Below are 1,328 nucleotides of genomic sequence, written 5' to 3'. Positions count from 1 at the left end.
GGCCGGCCCCTGGTGGGGGCCGGCCTTTCGTGTGTGGTGTGGGTCAGGAGGCGGTGGCGTAGCCGCGGGTGGCGATCCAGTCGGCGAGGTTGTCGACGCTCATCCGGTAGGAGGCCTGTGCGGGGTTGGCCGAGTCGGCGATGGTGACGGTGTTGCCGTTGTCGCGGTAGCCGATGACGCTGATGTAGTGCCCGCCTTCGAAGGAGTGGGTGTTGCCGTCGGTGTCGGTGGCGGTGCCGGCGATGTTGGCCACGACGGCGCGGCCGTCGTCGATGGTGCGGATGATGTCGGCGCGCAGTTTGTCGGTCTGCTTGCCGTCGGCGCGGTTGTCGCGGATCTCCACCGACCGGTAGGCGTTGTTCTTGCCGGTTTCCTTGTTCAGGACCGGGGTGATGTCGTTGATGCTGTCGGTGCCGGCCTCGGTGGTGCCCATCTGCTTGGCCATGGCGTCGACGTCGATCTCCTTGCCCTGCACGGACAGGGCGTTGCGGGTCGCGGCGGGGCCGCAGTAGTAGAAGTTCGGCTGGGCCTGGTAGCGCATGTTCAGCTCACGCTCACCGGCCGGCTTACGGTCGGCGCTGGCCTGGGCGGCGCGGTTCTCGGTGGGGGCGGCGTGCGCGGCGAGCGCGGGCCCGGCGATCCCACCGGCGGTCGCGGCGACACCGGCAGCGGTCAGCACGGTCTTACGGATCAGATCGGTACGCATGATGATCCTGCACCTTTCGATCGGGGGATACGCGGACACCGTCCGGGGGGACGACACCCACGCGAAAGGAAAGGAAAGTCAAAGAAGAAAAGGGGATCAACCCGGCGGCCCAACGGGGCTCTAGCACGGGTGTCCGGGGGATGTAACCAACCCGGCGGGCTCCGCATTCCACGAGCCTCAACCCGGGGGCCGGCCGGGGGATGTAACCAACCGGTGCGGGCCGGCATTCCGCCGGGCCTGACTCTCCGGTTCACCGTCCGGGCCGGGGGGCCACTGCGGTCTGCCATGTACAACGACCCCGCCCCGCCGACCATTCCACCGCAGGGGGTGCCCCAGGCATGCGACAACGACCGTCAAACGGGACGTTCGGGAAGCAACCTCCCAGCGGTACGGCGCGTCGCGCAGCCGGGTGAACTTTCAGCCCGGCGTGTCGGGGCGGGGAGGGCGTATGCCCGATGAGCGATATACCTGAGAGGCATAAATATGCCTCTCAGGTATGTCGCTCATCGTTGGGTCCGCGTCCGCGCAGACCACGCTGCGTGAGCGGCCGTCCGGCTCGCCGCTGAAGAGATCGACCCGGCCACGGTGCGGGGCGCCAGGCCCGCCGGTGAAGGCCGGCGGG

General features: G+C 68.9%; 1 protein-coding gene. It reads right to left on the bottom strand.

Annotated features, from left to right (window positions below):
- Nucleotides 1-43 precede the first annotated feature (43 nt).
- Nucleotides 44-706: a C39 family peptidase gene (locus V6U88_RS30100; protein ID WP_334458287.1), complete on the bottom strand. Its 663-nt coding sequence runs from the start codon at nt 704-706 to the stop codon at nt 44-46.
- Between the last annotated feature and the right edge of the window lie 622 nt (nt 707-1,328).

The organism is Micromonospora sp. CPCC 205739, assembly GCF_036906795.1.
Taxonomy (GTDB): domain Bacteria; phylum Actinomycetota; class Actinomycetes; order Mycobacteriales; family Micromonosporaceae; genus Micromonospora.
Note: the sequence above shows the minus strand (reverse complement) of the source record. Positions and strands in the feature narration are given on the sequence as shown.

Coding starts and splice junctions, on each gene's coding strand:
- V6U88_RS30100 (WP_334458287.1), bottom strand. CDS start 706: ATGCGTACCGATCTGATCCGTAAGACCGTGCTGACCGCTGCCGGTGTC.